The 19,308-nt window shown below is 43.4% G+C and carries 13 protein-coding genes; 8 read left to right on the top strand and 5 right to left on the bottom strand.

What is annotated here, in order from left to right; translation table 11 throughout:
• Nucleotides 1–21: 21 nt before the first annotated feature.
• Nucleotides 22–828 carry an SDR family NAD(P)-dependent oxidoreductase gene (locus FFR00_RS02490; protein ID WP_137671774.1) on the bottom strand — a complete coding sequence of 269 codons (807 nt, stop codon included), beginning with the start codon at nucleotides 826–828 and terminating at the stop codon, nucleotides 22–24.
• A 948-nt stretch (nucleotides 829–1,776) separates the two neighbouring features.
• Between FFR00_RS02490 and FFR00_RS02495 the strand changes: the two genes are divergently transcribed.
• The 6 genes from FFR00_RS02495 to FFR00_RS02520 all read left to right on the top strand — a co-directional run bounded on the left by FFR00_RS02495 (nucleotide 1,777) and on the right by FFR00_RS02520 (nucleotide 9,206).
• The gene (locus tag FFR00_RS02495; RefSeq protein WP_137671775.1) at nucleotides 1,777–4,536 is read left to right on the top strand and encodes an Ig-like domain-containing protein; all 2,760 of its coding nucleotides are present in this window, start codon (nucleotides 1,777–1,779) and stop codon (nucleotides 4,534–4,536) included.
• Nucleotides 4,537–4,980: 444 nt separating this feature from the next.
• On the top strand, nucleotides 4,981–5,775 hold the full coding sequence (locus FFR00_RS02500) for a metalloregulator ArsR/SmtB family transcription factor (RefSeq protein WP_137671776.1): 795 nt from the start codon (nucleotides 4,981–4,983) through the stop codon (nucleotides 5,773–5,775).
• A 9-nt stretch (nucleotides 5,776–5,784) separates the two neighbouring features.
• The gene (locus tag FFR00_RS02505) at nucleotides 5,785–6,279 is read left to right on the top strand and encodes a protein-tyrosine phosphatase family protein (protein WP_137671777.1); all 495 of its coding nucleotides are present in this window, start codon (nucleotides 5,785–5,787) and stop codon (nucleotides 6,277–6,279) included.
• 11 nt (nucleotides 6,280–6,290) lie between these two features.
• A complete protein-coding gene (locus tag FFR00_RS02510; protein ID WP_137671778.1) occupies nucleotides 6,291–7,301 on the top strand; it encodes an ArsJ-associated glyceraldehyde-3-phosphate dehydrogenase in 1,011 nt (336 codons plus the stop codon).
• 270 nt (nucleotides 7,302–7,571) lie between these two features.
• Nucleotides 7,572–8,792 (top strand): organoarsenical effux MFS transporter ArsJ, encoded by a 1,221-nt coding sequence (gene arsJ / locus FFR00_RS02515; RefSeq protein ID WP_137671779.1) that lies wholly within the window; start codon nucleotides 7,572–7,574, stop codon nucleotides 8,790–8,792.
• Between the two features lie 48 nt (nucleotides 8,793–8,840).
• Complete coding sequence (locus FFR00_RS02520; protein ID WP_137671780.1) at nucleotides 8,841–9,206, top strand: MmcQ/YjbR family DNA-binding protein; 366 nt, start codon at nucleotides 8,841–8,843, stop codon at nucleotides 9,204–9,206.
• Nucleotides 9,207–9,302: 96 nt separating this feature from the next.
• On the opposite strand, the gene FFR00_RS02525 is transcribed toward FFR00_RS02520, so the two are convergent.
• From FFR00_RS02525 to FFR00_RS02535, 3 genes are all read right to left on the bottom strand, one after another.
• Nucleotides 9,303–9,860, bottom strand: a complete 558-nt coding sequence (locus FFR00_RS02525; protein ID WP_137671781.1) for a zf-TFIIB domain-containing protein — start codon at nucleotides 9,858–9,860, stop codon at nucleotides 9,303–9,305.
• 331 nt (nucleotides 9,861–10,191) lie between these two features.
• A complete protein-coding gene (locus FFR00_RS02530; protein WP_137671782.1) occupies nucleotides 10,192–11,451 on the bottom strand; it encodes a DEAD/DEAH box helicase in 1,260 nt (419 codons plus the stop codon).
• Between the two features lie 132 nt (nucleotides 11,452–11,583).
• Nucleotides 11,584–12,603, bottom strand: coding sequence for a linear amide C-N hydrolase (locus FFR00_RS02535; RefSeq protein ID WP_235836138.1), 1,020 nt, complete (start codon nucleotides 12,601–12,603; stop codon nucleotides 11,584–11,586).
• A gap of 251 nt (nucleotides 12,604–12,854) precedes the next feature.
• Here FFR00_RS02535 and FFR00_RS02540 point away from each other — a divergent pair, with 251 nt between their 5' ends.
• A complete protein-coding gene (locus FFR00_RS02540) occupies nucleotides 12,855–15,308 on the top strand; it encodes an EAL domain-containing protein (RefSeq protein WP_137671783.1) in 2,454 nt (817 codons plus the stop codon).
• 114 nt (nucleotides 15,309–15,422) lie between these two features.
• Nucleotides 15,423–16,193 carry a class I SAM-dependent methyltransferase gene (locus tag FFR00_RS02545; RefSeq protein ID WP_137671784.1) on the top strand — a complete coding sequence of 257 codons (771 nt, stop codon included), beginning with the start codon at nucleotides 15,423–15,425 and terminating at the stop codon, nucleotides 16,191–16,193.
• Between the two features lie 71 nt (nucleotides 16,194–16,264).
• Here FFR00_RS02545 and FFR00_RS02550 read toward each other — a convergent pair whose 3' ends face one another.
• On the bottom strand, nucleotides 16,265–19,249 hold the full coding sequence (locus FFR00_RS02550) for an ExeM/NucH family extracellular endonuclease (protein ID WP_137671785.1): 2,985 nt from the start codon (nucleotides 19,247–19,249) through the stop codon (nucleotides 16,265–16,267).
• Nucleotides 19,250–19,308: the final 59 nt, after the last annotated feature.

A 19,308-nucleotide genomic window follows, 5' to 3' on the forward strand; every position in this document is an offset into this window, starting at 1 on the left:
GAAGATATAAGTTGTTAAGCCTTACACCAGCTTGACAATTTGCGCTTCAATGGCCGCCAATACAGCCTCAGATTTTTGCTCGTTTAAGGCATCTGAATGAGGTGAGGCGAATTGACCTAGGTCGTTATCAAAATACAGGCCGTGGGCATGGTTAAACTCTTCGCTTAAAGCGGCGCGGCAAAGAATATCTGCACCAATGCTTAAACTGCCACCCGCGATACCGTAAGCATCTTTCACCATTTTGCTGCCTAATAGTGATTTAGGGTTAACCGATACCATCATTGGGCCCTGCGATTTTTGCGCGAGTCCCATCAAGCGAGACCACATAGTCAGCGCCAGCTTACTTTGCGCATAGGCTTCACCATCAGACAACTTACCCTCCCCCGCTAAAGCATTAAGGTTTACCGTGGCTTGTGCCGCCGACGATAAGTTAACCACTCGCCCACTCGCATTCATTAAGGGCAACAACAATGTTGTGAGCAAATATGGCGCAAAAGTATTCACCACAAAACGCAGGTCTAAACCCTCTTGGGTCATGGCATTGGGAACATTAAATACACCCGCATTATTAATTAACACATCCAACTTGGAGTGATCATGACTAATCGCCTCAGCCAGTTGCTTAACAGCCGGTAAGTTAGACAAATCGGCAACATAACCTTGTACCTTGGCACCCTCTACCGAAGCAGCCAAATTCTCCTCAACTTGCTGCAATTTAGTGGCATTGCGCCCATGTAATAAAACTTGATGCCCCTGAGCCAACAACATTTTTGCAGTTTCAAAACCAATGCCGTCGGTAGAGCCAGTAATCAATATCGTTTTTTGCATGGATACATTCCTTAAATAAAGCTGGGAGCAATATTGCTTCAATGCGCTAAAGATTAGCAGCAGTATGAGAAATTGATAATCAGGCGGTTACATTAAACAGTTTATAGAAATAGTTAATAATGTCTTTCTCCACTGCTTGTAAGGCCTGAGAACCGCAGACACGTTCTAGGTTCTCAAACAACTGTTGTTTACATCCCGTAACTCGAAATTGGACAGAAATGAGTCAGGGTATCAATTCAAACACTCTCTATTAGGATTAGTAAAAGTCCTCTACCGGCTCAATCTAGACCCGTAAGCCTATACTAAGGTGCACACTGAGAGGTGGGATCTGAAGGGAGCAAACGGCAAAACTTGGTTGTTACGAACAGAAATCTGATAATAGACCTATATAACTTGGGCAACCAAGCCTTAGATAGAACAGCCCAGTACCTTTGCGGTAAGTTTATGCAAGTAAAACAGCCATAACCAATATGAAGATCGACGCCTTACCTCGGGATTTCTTCTAACCTGTCTCTAACGCGGGTATGTTGTAGGTGTCAACTTAGCAATACCTAAGGCCCATTTGCGCCCTGTAGCAATTTAGAGTTTTATCCTGCAACCTGCCAATAAACAACCATAAACATCAACATTAAAACACAATACCTTAAAATATTAGTTATATATATAATTTAGTCAGTGATTTTAGTTGCTTTTAAACTACCTGTTGTGAATAATACCGCCGATCGTATGGATGACGAATGAATAACTAGCTAATAGTGTTTAAATATCAAGCACTTATGGATAAATAAGCTAATTAAGTCGCTACAAGACTTATTTTCTAACACTTCTCATAACGTATTCATTATAAAAGAAATAATCCATTCTCATCTATGAATGGCTATTCACGATCTACCGTGTTTATCGTCTTCATACACAATAAAAAAGCATTAATTACAAAACGGAGTTGTAATGTTGGCAAAACCATTACTTATTAGCCTCTGCTTAGTCAGTACCTTGGCACATGCAGGCTTGGATTCACGCTCACCAATCTTTACCTTTGGCGGGGAAAATTTTTATGACACCATTGAGCATGAGATTGCATATTTTGGCGATGATCCCTATGTCTTAGTCTTAGACAAAAACAGGAATACCTATGTGGGGGGAGAGACCGGGGGTGAAAATATCAACTTTTCAGCCAATGGCTCCAATCCCAATATGGTGCTGACCAATACCACCCTTCATCCTTACTATAAAGCGTATGAATCTGATGGGTTCTTGACAAAATTTAATGCCGGTGGTGTTGCTCAGTGGACATTTTTAGTCGAGGGGGAAGAAGACGTAGCAGTGCGTGCGGCGGCGACTGACAGAGACAATAATGTCTATATCATTGCTGAAGTAAGAAAAGATATTGCATTTAGTCGCTTAAATCAAGACGGCACAAAAACCCTACTTCACGAACAAACCTATGCTTTAAGCAGACAAGCTTCAGCGGTTATAAAATTATCGCCTTTAGGTAATATTATATGGGTAAAAAATATATGGGCAAAATTACAAAACGACTCAAATAACGATCTTGATAGCGAAATTGATCCCAATACAGTAACTGTTGATGATAGCGGCCTTTATATTGCGGGGAATTTTGAAGGTGAAGTCTATTTTAATCCTGATGATAAATCTGTTGTCGGCAAAAGAGAGGATGGTGATACTTCTGATGAAGCCTTTATCTTAAAGATGAACTTTGATGGTCAATATCTTTGGAGCCGATATATTGGCTCAGATCAAACCGATACCATTATTGACATAGAAGCTGATAATGGGTTCATTTACAGTGTCAGTAAACACAAATCAACGGAAGACGGCACGAGTTTTGATGGTGCATACCAAACAATCTCCCATGCCTCAGAGCCTTCTTATGAAGTCACAGGTTCAAAAGAAGATGAGGATTTCTGCGCTATTCAAAAATTTGATGCCGCTACTGGTGAAACTATTTGGACACAAACAGTTGAAACCGGGCCATCTGTCGAGCAACTAGGTGGTGATTGCGCACCAAGTATGATTGCTGTGGGGGATTCGCTGGTCTCCATTAATGGTAGCTATGACGGTATTCTGGACTTTGATCCTTCTGAGGCCAAGGTCGCAACCAGTGTGAGCAACGCTAACCATAACTCGTTCATTCTTGCCATTAATAAAAACAATGGACTCAAAGAATGGTATGCAACCTTCAATCACCCTGCTGCTGATGATGGCTCGACCAATTGGTCTCAGGTTTATTCACATGATTTAGCCGCCTTTGGTGATTCTATCTATTTTGGTTTTTCTCTTCGCAACCGAGGTGGCGAGACGGATCGATTACAAGTAACAGGCGATGCAAAAAATGTCCAAACATGGGCCAATGAGATCGTAACCACTTATAGCCCCAGCCCTACGACATTAATTCAAGACATTGCCATCGTTAAACTCGACAAAGAAGGCGATGCCAAATGGATACAACAATGGAACGGTGATCTTAGCTATAAAATCGTTCGTGCCTTCGCAACATCCACAACGGGTGAAGTGATTATGAGTGGTCAGTTTACCGGTTCGATGGATATTGACCCAACACCAAGAACAAACAATGTAGAGACCATTGATTATAAATTGCACAACAGTACAAACGGTAGAGATGCTTTTGTGGTTCGACTCAATGCTGACGGTAGCTATGATGAATCTGTGCCTGTTAATAATGCACCAGTCATTGTTCATGCCGAAGAAACACTGCCACTAAACAGCCCTGATGTCACGCTTGATCTATTAGCACACGCTTCGGACGTTGACGGTGATGAAATCTTCATTGACACGGCAGTTGCGGAGCATGGCAGTATTTCCATTGTTGATGGTGTTGTTACCTACACTCCTTTAGCCGACTTTGAAGGTGAAGATATCATTACTTATACCGTTTATGACTCAAACGGAGAGAGTACTACAGGCACCCTTAAACTAATTATTAGCTCAAATGTTAGCAGCGAAACTATAATTTCAGGCGGCTCTACGGGGTTATTTTCCTTAACTCTACTTGGACTTTGTGGTCTCTTTCGTAATAAAAAAAAGGTGTTGCCTAAAGCTATCTTGTCACTTTTCCTTGCTGTATCTTTGCCCTCTCATGCAAAAAATGGTTTGGACAACACGACGGATCATGGCTGGTATGCCAATGCAAACCTTGGGTTAGCAACAACCCATGACCTAGATAATGTGGGCACAGCAATATCAAACAGCTATGGATCTGCTTCCAATATTGATATTGATGACAATGGTGTCAGTGGTTCTCTTTATCTTGGCTACCAAGTGACTAATCATTTTGCAGTTGAGTTTGGCTATTGGAACCTTGGCTCTCGTGAAGTCTCTTTTGAGCAAAATAGCAGTGATAGCGATAGCTATTTAGATCAAGCACAATTTGGTTATGTTAGCTCGGGACATGGTGCTCATCTTAACCTCATTGGTAAAACTGCGTTGACTGATAAGTGGCAAGTAGCAGCAAAATTAGGCTACTTACAATGGCAAGCAGATTACGATACTAAAGTTGCAGGTGAGAAGCTAAAGCGCACTCAAACTCAGGGAGGGGATCTCACGCTAGGCTTGGGACTCGGTTATCAGGTGTTATCCAATGTTGAACTGCATCTAGACTATAACTACGTTTCACTTAAAGGTAGTGAGATCACTGAAGTGGCATTCGGAACTCGATATCACTTCTAGTTATTAACAAAATTTTAGCAAGACGTGTGTAACGCAATAAAGAAGTCCTGTTCATTCAGTTTGAACAGGGCTTTATTCTTTTACTATCAATACTTAATCAGCACCTATTTTTGCTGAGTACATTGACCTCGCTGGAAGATAGAACCTTTTGATTGTACGTCATAAGTATTAAGATTCAGCAAAGATGAGTTAGGTTGTGCACTTTGTATACTCACCAACTTCAAAGTAATAAAACTAAGCCAAACGAGTTATAAGATCCCACCATAATGGCGAGAAACCATCGTAAATAGATAAGCTCTTGATCTATAAGAATTACATCCGATTGTAAAAAATCGCACTGTAAGTAAAACCTACAGACCCCCATATAATAAGTGCAAAAAAACTTGCTACCACCCAATATACGAAATATCATATATACGATTTTTCACATATTTGGTCTTATTCATGTTGTCTGTGTTGTTTTTGTGTACTGCAAATGCTGCTCGCTCTCAGTTAGCAGAAGCGATAGTTAACCAGCGTTACGCTAAGCACTTTATAGCTTACAGTGCCGGTACGCACCCCAAAGGGATTGACCCGCGCACTCTTACGCTACTAACACAACAAGGCTTGAGTGGTAAGGCTTTAAGCAGTAAAACCATTCAACAGCTAGAGAATCAACTGCAGCGGCAAAAAGGCCAACCTGTGCTGTTTAACTTTATTATCACTTTGTGTGATAGCGCCAAACAAGAATGTGCCCTACTGCCTAATGATGCGGCAATTTTGCATTGGAATTTACCTGATCCTGCCGCAGAAAATGGCGATGCTTTATTTGAGCAAGTCTTTGTTGAATTAGAGTTGCGCCTTGCAGAGTTTGTGCGTTTTAACCACAACCCTGCAGCAGCCTTACAAATAGCCCCTATCGATGTATTTAAGCAGTTTAGTGACAATACTCGGCTACAGATTTTAATGCTGATTGAAGATGAACAACGCCTTAGCGTTAATCAGCTATGTGTGGCTCTAGAAGAAAGCCAACCTAAGGTTTCACGCCATTTGGCGCTGCTAAGAGACTGCAAATTGCTGTCTACCACTCGCAAAGGTCAACAGGTTTTTTACCATTTAAATCCACTGCTACCAAAGTGGGTAGCACAAACGCTGTCTACCACTCGCGTGGCAAACCCCAGTTATATCAACCAGCCAATTACTCGAATTAGAGAGTTGGCTAATCCCAATTTAACCACCCCATTTGTTAATCAAGATTAAGGTACGTTTATGTCTTCACATCCTGTTTTTGCCGTTGATGTTAGCGATAGCGCTCAATTATTGTTAACCCCTTGCCCGGGTACTAAAGGTGTAGATTTATCTACTTCACTGCAGCAACTTTGCTATAAAAATAGCCCTGCACTTATCACAATGATGACCAAGCAAGAGCTGGCAGATAACAACTTAGATGATTTACCAAAGCATGCCGTTACTTACGATATGCAGTGGTTTCATTTACCACTGGCCGACGACACCGTTCCCGATGCAGCCTGGGAAGAACAGCTTCAAACCTTACTGCCGCGCTTTTTACAACTGCTAAACAATGGCATGAACCTGACAATTCATTGTAAAGGCGGCAGCGGCCGCACTGGCATGTTAGCCGCGCGCATTATGTTAGCCATGGGTTTTGAACTAGACGACGCCATTGCAAAAGTTAAAGCGCAACGCCCTAACGCCTTCACGGTTCCCGCACAACTTAGCTACATTCAGCAATTCGCCAAATAGGACCACCTTAAATGACGATTAAAGTAGGAATTAACGGCTTTGGCCGCATTGGTCGCTTAGCGCTACGCGCCGCATACGACTGGCCAGAACTTGAGTTTGTAATGATTAACGATGTTGCGGGCAATGCCGAAACACTGGGCCATTTACTCGAGTTTGATTCAGTACAAGGGCGCTGGCACCACAGCGTTGAGCACAACGCCGAAGGCATTGTGATTAACAACAACACCATTAAATGCTACCAAGAAAAAGACTTAAGCAAAGTAGATTGGTCGGGCTGTGATGTGGTACTAGAGTCTACCGGTGTTCACCGCTCTAAAGCCAAATTAGCACCTTACCTAGCCCAGGGCGTGAAACGTGTTGTGGTATCTGCGCCGGTTAAAGAAGACGGTGTAGCCAACATTGTTGTGGGGGTGAACGACGATATTTTTGAGCCTAGCCAACACCAAATTGTTACTGCCGCATCTTGTACCACCAACTGTTTGGCGCCAGTAATTAAGGTGATTCAACAGCACTTGGGCATTGAGTCTGGCTGCATGACCACCATCCATGATTTAACCAATACCCAAACCATTTTGGATGCACCGCATAAAGACTTACGCCGCGCCCGCGCTTGTGGCATATCGTTAATACCTACCACTACCGGCAGCGCTAAAGCAATTTGCGACATTTTCCCAGAGTTAGACGGCAAGCTAAACGGACATGCTGTACGCGTCCCCTTAGCCAATGCGTCTCTTACCGACATGGTATTCACTCTAGAGCGTGATACTACCGCTGAAGAAGTAAACAGCTTATTTAAACAAGCAGCCGAAGGCGAGCTAAAAGGTATTTTGGGTTACGAAGAAAAGCCGCTAGTTTCTATTGACTACAAAGGTGACCAACGCTCTAGCATTGTAGATGCGCAATCCACCATGATGGTGGGCAAACGCATGCTTAAAGTGTATGCCTGGTACGACAATGAGATGGGCTACGCAACCCGCACCAGCGAGCTTATTCGCAAAGTTGGTTTAGCAGATAAAAGCTAGGACCTGTTGAACCTTGCTGATGTTTTTTGCAGCAATTTATTAGCCATTTAGGCAAGGCAGTGAGTGTGAATTTAAGTGGGCTTAATAATCACTCGCTAACGCTGAATAAATGGCTAATAAATGCTGTCCGAAGGGTTCAGATAAGCGAACTTTACTCTTTGTTGAGCACTTCTCGCTTAGCCCACTAGGCTTCAAAGTGCTCGCCGCAATTAAAGCCCGCTTATCTCGAACAAAATTTCAACACCAAAGATCAACAGGCCCTAGGCAAACATGATAAAAGCACTACCTCAACAACTTAAACAATACCTATTAGTTACTTTTAACTATTGGAACTTCACCATTACCGACGGTGCATTGCGCATGCTGGTAGTGCTGTATTTTCACCAGCTAGGTTATTCGGCGATTGCGATTGCCATGCTGTTCTTGTTTTACGAGTTTTTTGGGGTAGTAACCAATTTAATTGGTGGCTGGTTAGGGGCGCGTATTGGCCTTAACCACACCATGAACATTGGCTTGGCCATGCAAATTGTTGCATTGTTGGCATTGGGTTTGCCCTCTGCGTTTTTATCTATTCCCTTAGTTATGGCAGCGCAAGCCTTGTCGGGCATAGCTAAAGATCTAAATAAAATGAGCGCCAAAAGCTCCATTAAAGGCTTGGTGAGCGGCGACCAACAACATAGCCTATACAAGTGGGTGGCTATTTTAACGGGCTCAAAAAACGCCCTAAAAGGCTTTGGCTTTTTTCTAGGTGGTGCGCTGCTTAACTTAATTGGCTTTCAGCTATCGATGCTGGCCATGGCGGCGGTATTGTTTGTGGTGCTGCTATTAAGCTTAAAGCTGCTAGAAAAAGACTTAGGCAAAGCCAAAAGCAAACCTAAGTTTTCGCAAATATTCTCTAAAAGCCCACAAATTAACATTCTGGCAGCGGCACGTTTATTTTTGTTTGCCGCTCGTGATGTATGGTTTGTCGTCGCCCTACCGGTATTTTTAAGTGCAAGCTTAGATTGGTCGCACATACAAACCGGCAGTTTTATGGCTTGCTGGGTGGTGGCCTATGGCGTGGTACAAGGTTTTGCACCACGAATTACAGGCAGTAAATCAGGTAAAGTGCCAGGTCGCTCTTCGGTTCTTAGTTGGGTACTAATACTCAGTGCAGTCACTGGTGTACTCGCTTACCTCATTCAACTAGGCTGGCAACCACAATTAACGATTATTGTTGGCTTGCTAATCTTTGGATTAGTGTTCGCGGTTAACTCGTCGCTGCACTCCTACCTAGTGGTAAGTTATGCCAGCGAAGACGGCGTATCTATGGATGTAGGTTTTTACTACATGGCTAATGCCATGGGCCGCTTGCTTGGCACAATACTGTCTGGCGTAGTGTTTCAAATGGCCGGGTTAGCCGCTTGTTTGTGGGTGAGCTTTGGCATGCTGGTAATAACTAGCGTGATTAGTTTAGCCTTACCCAAAAGCCATATTGAGCAGGCAATATAGCCTGCCCCGTTTACTTAGCTATACAAACACTCATCGCAAGGAGTACCAATGGATCATCAGCAATTTAATCAGTTTTGTGGAGCTTTGGTCGCCACCACTTACGTGGTGCAATGGGGAGGGGCGCATGTATGGAAAGTGGGCGGCAAAGTGTTCGCCATTGGTTTTACCTTAAAAGAAGATAAGCCAGCATTTACCTTTAAAACATCCGATCTTAACTTCGACTATCTATCTGAATCAGAAGGCCACCGCCCTGCCCCTTACTTTGCCAGCAGGGGTATGAAATGGATCCAACAAACCGATACATCCAGTGAGTTAGATGAAGAACTTGAATATTATCTGTCGGAATCTTATCGGATTGTTGCCTCAGGGCTGACCAAGAAGAAACGCGCGGAGTTGGGTATTGAAAAAAAGTAGACGACCAGATTTGATGACTATGACTTTGATTTAAACATCGACAACAACTAATCCATAGTAGCTATTGATGCCATAGTCTCTTGTTTTGTTGCTTGACTACTTTTCTGCTGAATAAGGATCTTCAGCTAAAAGATACGCTCTCAAATCTGCTTTATGATCTTGAGACTTTAACCAAGAACGCATTTCTTTCAGCTTAGCGTATGTTTCATTACCAAATTTAGCTTCATAAATATCAGAGAAGTTTTGTTTTGCACTGTCTTTACGAATATTGCGCTGCCAGTTTTGTGTGACTACGGCATTTAAGCAACCAGCTAATCCCTCACTCTTTAATAACTCCCATTCACCTTTATCTAACCACAACCCACCAACAACAGAACTGTAATCAATTTTATGTTCATTTTCAGAAGATACTCTGAATTTTCGCATTATTGTTCCTGAAGACGGACACAGAATTGCTTTTTTGGTATCTGTGATTTCTGATTCTTCAATCGAGATATCTTCAGAAAAGTTGTAGTCTTCGTTCCTTTCTTTCCAAGAAACATAATCTTCAATTAAAACCCAGTTTCCACCACAATTTGAACACGTATGTGCTCGAAACTGGCCATCAATAAAACTAGGAAATAAAGCTCCATTATTACAACTTGTACAATTCATAACTTTCCTTAAACCTTAATATCTAATCTGAATTTTGATAACTGCATAACTGTTTATTAAGAGGAAAAATTTCTTGTTTAAACAAAGGCCCTTTCCTCTCAACACACATTTATTGGAAGTGAGATTATCATTTTTTTCTCGAATCATCAGCTACCTAAGCCAAGAACTGACAATAAACTTAAGAAGAAATCAGATGTTTGTAGAAACAAAAATTGTAAAGTGCTGCGTCGAAAAACCAGCAAAAAATCTCATTTAAGAATAAAACTAGAAGCAACTTAGGCTATCGCTCGTACGCGTAACAGCTTTTGTTTAGCAAATTGCTAATAGCACCTTACCTGCGCTTATTACCCTTTTTATTTGATGACTTACCACCGCGCCCTTTGCCCTTGCCTTGCGGCTCTGGGTCGGGTTCAAAGTTGCCATATTCGTCGTCATCTGCTGAATGTGCAATAGCTTTTGGTTTAGGAGCAAAACCTTTAACAATTTCTCCCGATAGCTTACGGCCAATTAAGGATTCAATAGCGTGTAAGCGCTTGGTTTCTTCTTCACAAAACAATGAAATGGCCACCCCCGAGTTGCCAGCACGGCCTGTGCGACCAATGCGGTGTATGTAGTCTTCTGCCTCGTAAGGGAGATCGAAATTCACCACACAAGGCAGTTGGCTTACATCAATACCACGAGACGCGATATCAGTAGCCACCAGCACTTTTATACTACCGCTTTTAAAACCTTCTAATACTTGGGTTCGAGCATGTTGGGTACGATTTGCGTGAATAGAGGCAGCGCTGATTCGGGCCTTTTCTAACTGAGTAACCAGAGCGTCAGCACCCACTTTAGTGCGGCTAAAAACCAAGATTTGTCGCCACTTATTCTTTCTTATCAGGTGTATTAACAACTCACTTTTTCGTGCTTTGTCTACTGAATATAGCCTTTGTTTGATTTTATCAATGTTGCTTTGTTCGCTGGCCACTTCAATCAACTGCGGATTGTTTAACATGCCTTTGGCAAGTGATTTAATCTGTTTAGAAAAGGTGGCAGAAAACAGTAAGGTTTGGCGTTTGCTAGGTAGCAATGTTTGTATGTGGCTCATTTCGTCAATAAAGCCTAAATCTAACATGCGGTCAGCTTCGTCTAGCACCAATATTTCTAGCTGGTCAAAGCTCACTGCTTGTTGATTATAAAGGTCGATTAAGCGCCCAGGTGTGGCAACCAATACATCGGCCCCTTCTTGCAATTGGGCTTTTTGCGGTTCTATTCTCACGCCCCCAAATACAGCGGCGGCGCTAAGGTTCATGTATTGGCTGTAGTTTTTTACACTCTCCGCGACTTGAGCTGCTAGCTCGCGCGTTGGTGTTAGTATTAAGGCGCGTATATGCTTAGGCTGCGGTTGAAACCCGCCTGCTAACAGCTGTACAACCGGCAATGTAAAACCCGCAGTTTTACCCGTGCCTGTCGACGCTATTGCCATAATATCTTGTTGCTTAAGCGCTGCCGGAATGGCTGCGGTTTGTATCGGTGATGGCTTGGTGTAACCGAGTTCGGCGACGGCTTTTAATAGTTCATCAGACAAGCCTAAGGCACTAAATGACATAAACAACCCAGGGGTAGAAAGGAGAGAGCCTATGATACGCGCTATGTACTAAGTAGGTTGCACTATTTTCATTCGCAAGGTGGCTTATCCATCAAAGGCGGCCGAGGCCGCCTTGTTCATGTGCTTATGAATTTATTTTTCTGTTAAAGACTTGGTAAAGTTAGCGTTCGGTGTTGGGTTCTCGCCCAATACCACTCGTGCAGGCTCACTTGTGTCAAACATTTCAAAGCTGTAGCTTTCTACCGCAAAGGTATGCGCGCGGTCCAACATTATGGTTTTGTTGGTACGGTCGGTGAACACGGTCCATAAGCTGGGGAAAGTAGCATTATCGGCGTAGGGGTCTTGTTCGTTATAGCCTGAGAAAATAGTTGCTTGGGTCGCCTTCATCGAGACAAGCGCTTGTTGGCTGTCGGTAACACCACGCTGGTATAAATCTTCAGTGATTAACTTGGCACGTAAACGACGGTCGGAAGCACGAATGGTGGAATTTGGCTCTACTTGCTCTTTGTCTAAGTTTAAGTGGAAATCAAAAGCTGGGTCGTTGCTCATATAGCTGGCGCCGTGCTCGGTATACACTTTCATTTCACCGCCAATGTACTCTACTACCGCTACATCACCTGTGGCATCCACCAGCTGGTAATGCACCGGTGGGTATAAGGCTTCATTTTCATGACCTGGAATGCCGGTAATGCCAGTAGGAATAACATCTACCGCTTTTAAGCCTTCTAGCGCTTCGGCCACGCTAGCAAAGTTATCTAATACAAAGTTAGGAACTTGGCCAGCATCTACATTTGGCGTGCCTGCAACATCTTGTTGAAACTCGGTGCCAGCAGCAGTACTTAGGTACAAAATACGCGCTTCAAGGCCTTCCTCATTGATGCCTTCTGCTACCGTTGCATCGGCGAATGATTCAATTTTAATAGCGGCGTATTTGGCTTTAGTGCTTACTCCATCGGTGTCGCTGTAGCTATGTTCCATGCCACGCCCCTTGCCTACCACAGTGGCGTTGTCGTAGCCGTTCCAATCCATAGTGCGAACAGTAACTTGTGCTTCGCCGTTGTGATAAGCCGCAGTAGTACACGCGTTGGCTGTTTGCAAGATGCCGAAAGTTGACGCTGCGATAGTTAGTGCAATAAGTGTTTTGTTCATCATTTCACCCTTGGTTTGTTGAGTCTGCATTTCGTTGATGGGTGTAGATTAACGAGGAATATAAGAAAGCAGAAACCCGCACCTATAAGTTTAAGTTATAGGTTGATTTGAGTGTTATAAGGAAAAATAGCTATCTTAAGTAATTAATCAGTTAAGTTCTAAGTATTTGCTATTGTTAATAGTCTCTAATGAATCTATTGCTAGGTTTGATGTTGGAATGATGACATTAGTAATAATGGGTAGGGATTGGGTTAATGGTAATAGATGATACAGCCTTTCAAAGAGTAAAAGGATTTACTCCACAAGCGTGGTCAATAAATCTTGATACAAACCAATTCAACTGCCCACAACAGCTTATATCAACACTGGGCTACCCAAATCAGACCATTCTCACCCTATCTCAACTATTCGCTGCCTTTGAGAAAGCACAACTAACGCAGCTAAAAAAGCACATCAAACTGGCTTTAAAAACCGGCGAGTCAATCATTCAAACGGCGGTACTTAACGCCTATCAACATCGCTATATTGCTGAAATAGTTATTGATGGGTCAACGGCAGATAATAAAGAAGTCACCGGAACAATAGAGCTAAAACAATACTTTCTCACTAAGCAACAAGAGCTGGAGTTTCTTAAAAGCATATTCAACAAATCGAATGAAGGGTTCATGATTGCGGATGTAAACCATACCATTCTTAAAGTGAACCAAGCGATGTGTCGCAACACCGGCTACCCCGAACATGAGCTGCTAGGCCAACCCGCAGCAATAATGAAAAGCGGCCGCTATACCCAAACCTTCTATCAGAAACTTTGGCAACATGTTGACCAACATAAGATTTGGACAGGTGAGCTACTGGCCAAAACTAAACTTGGTGAAGTGTATGCTCACGAAGCTCGAATACAGCGTATAGACTTGCCCGGCGATACCCATGTTTACGTATCCTCTAGTCACCGTTTAGATACTGCAACAGACCTTTGGGATGAAGATGATCCCAATGGCAGTACCAAAGTACATGTGCCCGACAAAAATGCCTTTACGAAAAAGCTCAACGCTGACTATCAACAACTCGGAAACGAAGTCACCATTATTTGCTTAGTGTTTAACGTCTCCCTCGCCCAAACCGCTAGCTCAATGACTCGCCAATGGCTTATCGCTCAGCGCTTCAGTAGCCTGGTTTCGCAAGGTCACCTTGGAATACTTAATGCCAGAATGTTTTCTGCATACTGGGTGGTACCTAAAAAAATGGAAGACATTGAAACCACTTTAAAGCAAGCAATGAAAGCCCTTGAAGGAAACAACAGCAATGAAGATATAGGCTTATCTGCCACAGTGAACGGTGGTGTATCGGTACTGCAAATTGATGCGACTTCACCGATTCAATTGCTAAGCCATGCCACTCAGGCACTCATTGCTAACCCTCAAGATAATGGATCGTCCTTGTATTATTTTGACCGACGCTTAGCCAAGCGTTTCGACAGAAAGTCGATTTTAGCTGCTTTACTCAAGCAAGCATTAACAGAAAATAAAATAGAAGTTTATTATCAACCCATTGTCGCTACACCCTCGCTAAAAATAGCGAAATTTGAAGCCTTGTTTAGAATCAAGTTAGACACAAAAGTCCCTTATAATGTGCAAGAGCTGATTGAAATTGCTGAAGAATACAGCTGGATAGACCAAGTTGACGCTGCAGTAACAAAACAAGCTTTAAACGATTTACCCATTTTACAAAAACACTACCACAGCGCTAGGCTAGGCATGTCGATCAATCGTTCAGTGGTAAATGACCGCGTTTCACACTGTTGTTTAGAAGACACCTTAACTATTTTTGAGAATAGTGGTATTGACTTGAGCCTAATCACTCTTGAGCTTACCGAGTCTGCCTATTTTGATGACTCTTACTACCACTCTGAATGGTTAGATAAGCTAAAAGCACATAATATTGCGATTGCTCTCGATGATTTTGGAACAGGATATTCTTCATTTTCCTATTTGCGGCAAATTCCGGTAAATATAGTTAAGATTGACCGCTCCTTTGTATCAGGTTTAACCGAGCAGTCGAATGAGTATTCGATGATAGATATGCTCTGTAAGCTCACCCATAAAATGGGCGGGCAAGTCATTGCAGAGGGCGTAGAGACAAAAGAGGAACTCTTTTTACTCTCTAAATTAAATGTGGATATGTTACAGGGTTATATTTTTAGTAAGCCTAGAAGCCTGCAAGATATACTGGCTGATGGTGAAGATAATATTTACCCGCAGCTGACTCAGTATGTTCACAAAGATGACATTGTTAACGCTCAAACCATAATGCAAAGAGAACTCCCCAAAGTTGGCCCTGACGACAAACTAAAAACTGCACTTGAAAAGCTTAAAAAGCATAATTCAAAGTACTTATTAGTTACCGAGAAAAGTCGATGTATTGGGGTATTGCATCAAAGCGATGTAAACGCAGCCGTTAGTCCCTACCTAAATACTAAAGGCGAGCAGAATCGAGATTTAATGACCTTAAACAAACGGGTTCACCAAGTCATGCATAAAGATCATTTACCTGTAGACATGGATACATCTTTTGAGTTGCTACTCACACAGTTCATAAGCAAACCTAATACTGTCGTAGTGGTAGAAGGAGCGAACGGCGTCTGCTTAGGTGTTATTTTGCTAGAAGATCTATTGGTGAATCACCATCGCTTCGTTAATCGCGAACACTAAGATATATCGGTACAATTCATCATAAAAACTTTGCCGCAGAGCCCTTTTTATCCACTAAACTATTCAAAATTTGGGTACACTTACTGCATTGTCACCTTTTAAATAGTAACTGCGATGGATTATTTAGCCTTAAACAAAGCCGCTTGGGATAAACGTACCGAGCTGCATGTAGATTCTGAGTTTTACGACGCGCCTAGCTTTATCGCGGGCAATAGCTCGCTTAAATCTATCGAGCTAGATCTAATGGGCGATGTAGCGGGCAAAAAACTGCTGCACCTGCAATGTCACTTTGGTTTAGACAGCCTTTCTTGGGCACGTTTAGGCGCAGAAGTCACAGCGGTAGATTTATCCAGCGAAGCGATTAACCAAGCCAAAGAGCTCGCCCAGAAAACAAACTTAACGGCCGAGTTTATTTGTGATGATGTTTACCACTATGGCGAGGAAACTAAGCCTATTCATGATTGGGTCTTTGTCTCTTACGGGGCGTTATGCTGGTTACCTGATATAGACCAATGGGCGCAAGTAGTGGCCAATAGCTTAAAGGCGGGCGGCAAGTTGTGTTTAGCCGAGTTTCACCCAGTACACGACTTAATTAGCGGTTATGGCTATTTTCACCGAGAAGACGCAGATTTAGACGAAGAAGGCACCTACACCGAGAACGATGATGGCGAAGTAAGCCCTATGTTAACCTGGGGTCACCCTGTATCAGACGTAGTGAATGCATTAATAAAAGCAGGCTTGGTGATTGAGCAGCTGAATGAGTATGACTATAGCCCTTACAACTGTTTTGAGGGTTTAAAAGAACGCCAAAGCGGTGAGTTTATTTATGAGCACGAGCATTACGAATCACCTTTGGTTTATAGCATTGTTGCCAGCAAACGCTAGGCCTTGTTAAAGCAATTCAAACAAAAGGCGAGCTGATTAGCTCGCCTTTTTTTATTGGCTACATCTAGCGTTTAATCGTTATCTTTAATGGTGACCCAAGTACTAGTTATATTGCCTAGTGCCGTTGGGTAAGCACCGAATAACAGTACCTTAAAGCGCTCCTCAGCTTCGCTGCGGCGATCATCAACGATGCGAGCTTGAACGTTTTTAGCACCGCTTTCACCTTCATTCCAAGTAACTCGTTGAATAAACGGTGCGCGGTAATCACGCCAGCTAGCAGAAGACGGCAGGACTAATACCCAAGCACTGGTCTTGCTAGTGGCTTCACCATTAAGCACCACTGGAATATTTATGCTGCCAGCGGCTTCGTCTACTTCTATTTGCGCTTGCGCCATAGACACTGTTAACGCGGTAGCGTCGTCAATCAACAGCTCTACTTGTGATACGGCCAATTTAGCAGAGCCCTGTTCAATACTTAGCATTAGGTAGGCCGTTTCTTGGCCCTCTGCCAATTCATCGGCATAGGCAGCAAGGCTAAGCGTTTGGCTGCTCATGTCGTCTGCCCCCCAAACAAGCTCCCCGCTTACTAGCGCTAAATCGCTAGCATCGGCATTGCCTGCAACAACTTGGTAATTCACCACTACTTCACCAAAATCACCCTCTAGGCGCTCAAATACTAATGAGCTTGTGATTCCTTCAACCAAGTTGGTTTGAGCCGCAACACTAATGGTACCTGCGCTGCGCATATCTAGACTAATCACCACAGGATCATGGTCTGATGCGCGGTAAGCATTTGGGGCGTAAAAATTAGCCAATTGCGCATCTGATTTGTATTCAGTGTTGTAATCCAGGCCTGTAGGTTCGTCGGCATTAATGTGCCAATCGGTGGCATCTAATACCCGCGCCGTTAAGGCCGCATCGGCTAAAGCATGGTCTAAGCTGCCGGCTTCTTCATCGTAATAGTATGAATAGCTGTTGGCTTCAAACATTGGAACTAGGTTGTTAAAGCCTGCAGCTTCAAAGGCTAACATGGGGTCTTCTTTGGCGTAGGCGTTAAAGTCTCCTAAAAGCAGTACATTTTGTTTTTCGCTAAAGAACTGGCTTAGAGTTTGCGCAGCTAAGGTTCGTTGGCCGTTACAGTTACCTTGCCCATCGCCCATGTCTGGATCACCTAAAGCGTTACAATTGCTGCCTTTAGACTTAAAGTGGTTTACCGCAACGTAAAAGCTTTCGCCGCCATCTACCATGCTAAATTGTTGCACCAATGGAACGCGATGTTTAGCTGTATCAGCATCAAATGGGTAAGCGCGAATTAGCTCTGCATCGCCATTGGCTTGCACCGCTTCTGGTTGGTAAATGATGCCCACTGCAATCATATCGTTACCGATACGATCAACTTGGGGTTTAACTGCAACATAATGCTGTGCTTCTGGCAATTGCGCATTCACGGCGTCAATCAGGTTTTGAATCGCACTGTCTGCTGCAAAGCCATTGTTTTGAATTTCCATCAAACCCACAACGTTGGCATTCATGGCAACCATGGCCGACACTATTTTAGCTCGCTGACGCTCGAACTCTTCTGCGGTATCTGCACCACGAAAATCCGTCGCATTATCAATGTCCAAATCGGTGAAGAAGTTAAGCACGTTAAAACTGGCAACACTAAGGTTACCGAGTTCATCAAGCTCTGGAATCGCCGTTCTTGGGTTAGCATCAATCACAGTTGGAAGCGCTGTTGGCTGCACACGGAACTGACCAAAGCTGTAATTAATCACCCCTTCTACGCCCGTCATCTGTGAGCCTGCGCGTAAGCTGTTCAAAGCAGAAAAGTTAGGAAAGTAGCTGATCTCGTCTGGGTTTTGCGAGCTTAAACCATCGTCTAATACCAATCGGTTAAGCATGTTAGCGTCAGCCAAGGCTGCCGCTTCAGGCGTATTTGCTGGGTATACTTGTGTTGATTTAAAGCGTTTACCTAACGACAACACCGACTCACCATAACGGTTAAAGGTGTAAGCAGGGGTAACGTGCAAGGTTTGCGGCAGGCTGACACGCATGCCTTCTAAGTGATATAAGTCTTGGTCTACTAAGGGTAACGTTAGTGTTGTTGCGCTAGGCAAATCCTCATTGCCACACACCAATAAAGCCGCCACATCTTTAAGCTGATTGCCACCGCTATACTCAGCCACGGTAGCTTGTACTCTAACGCGTTGGCCCACGGTAACGGGGTCATTAAAGTGGTAGACAAAAATACCTTCTGAGGTTTGAGCGTCAGCATCCCAGTTAGCATTGGCATGTTGAACAAAAAAACCAGACAATTGGTTATCCGTTCCATTCCCTTGGAAATCACCCACCACCACCGCTTCTACAACAATCTCTTGACCTAATATGTTGCCAGAACGAATGCTGTGAATAGCCGTACTAGGGTCACCACATTGACCGATGTCTGAAACCGGCGGGTCAATTGGACCGCCAGTGTCGTCACAAGCTTGTTGGCCAATACAACCTAAGCCGTTAACGGTGTCTTTAGCGTAGTTAAACCAGCGTGAGGAAATCACGAACTCTTGGCTATTATTGTTGTCTGGCGTGCTTTCGTCTAAACGGCGTAAGGTTTGGTCTTTAGTAGACGCACCACCATCACTCCAAGTTTCTCGCACGCCAATTTGGCCAACACGATCCACTAATACATCGTTGGCATACAAACCAAGCGCATCGTCGCCATTAAAGTTAACCACGCTTGATTCAATACCTACGCCTACAGGAATTAAAGCATTGTCATTATTGCCAATAACTGCATTGCTATTTACATATACCAAGGTGTCGCCAGGTGCTAAAACACCGCTTAAATCTTGGGTGTTGGTAGCACTAGTGGCACCATTTGAGAACAAACGAAGCTGGTAATTAGCACTGGCTAAATCCACCGCTTGGTCGCCGTAGTTGGCAATTTCAATCGCTTTGTTAAAACTACTTCCTTCAATGTATTCACTAATCAATACATCGGCTTGTGAGCTAGCACTTAGCGCACATAGGCCTACTAACATTATTTTATTGGGGTTCATAATACTCGTCCCTGAGAAAACAAAAAATGCCACAACGAAGTGGCGCCATTAACTGGTCT

Origin of the sequence: Agarivorans sp. Toyoura001 (assembly GCF_005405585.1) — a bacterium.
Lineage (GTDB): Bacteria > Pseudomonadota > Gammaproteobacteria > Enterobacterales > Celerinatantimonadaceae > Agarivorans.